Raw genomic sequence first — 500 nt, 5'->3', positions numbered from 1 at the left:
TTGATGAAAATCGAACTTTCTTATCGTCTGGTGGCACGGCTGGCTATAGCATAATCAACGTGCCTGATTCTTGCCCTTACTCCACCTATTACATACAGGCGCTTTTGTCCTCTAAGTATTTGGAGTGGTTTGCTTCTATTTATGGTGAAGTATTTAGAGGTGGATTTGTCGCTCGAGGCACAAAAATTCAAACTCGAATGCCTATTCCAAGAATAAACTTTAGCAATGCAGCTGAGAAGGCAAAACATGATAAGGTTGCCAACTTGCAAAAGCAAATGAATAAACTTTATTCTCAAATTAAGAAAGCAGATGAACGTTCTAAAACCCCTTTGGAAAGACAGTTTGAGAATCTTGTTCAAGAAATGAGCCTGTTAGTTCAGAGTCTTTTCGATCTAGGTGATTTCGATAAAGAAATACCAACGGTAAAAGAGCTGTACGGTTCACTTTAAAACCAAGGGAGTAGAAAATTTATCACTGCTCCCCATTTAATTACCTCCTAT

Annotated in this window: 1 pseudogene; it reads left to right on the top strand. The window is 38.4% G+C overall.

Annotated features, from left to right (window positions below):
- Nucleotides 1–449 (top strand): annotated as a pseudogene (locus BK660_RS31100) (Eco57I restriction-modification methylase domain-containing protein); the annotation flags it as partial.
- Nucleotides 450–500 lie beyond the last annotated feature (51 nt).

The organism is Pseudomonas brassicacearum, assembly GCF_003732265.1.
In the GTDB taxonomy this organism is placed as follows: domain Bacteria; phylum Pseudomonadota; class Gammaproteobacteria; order Pseudomonadales; family Pseudomonadaceae; genus Aquipseudomonas; species Aquipseudomonas brassicacearum_D.
The sequence above is the reverse complement of the archived record's forward strand: the minus strand, read 5'-3'. Positions and strand labels throughout refer to the sequence as shown.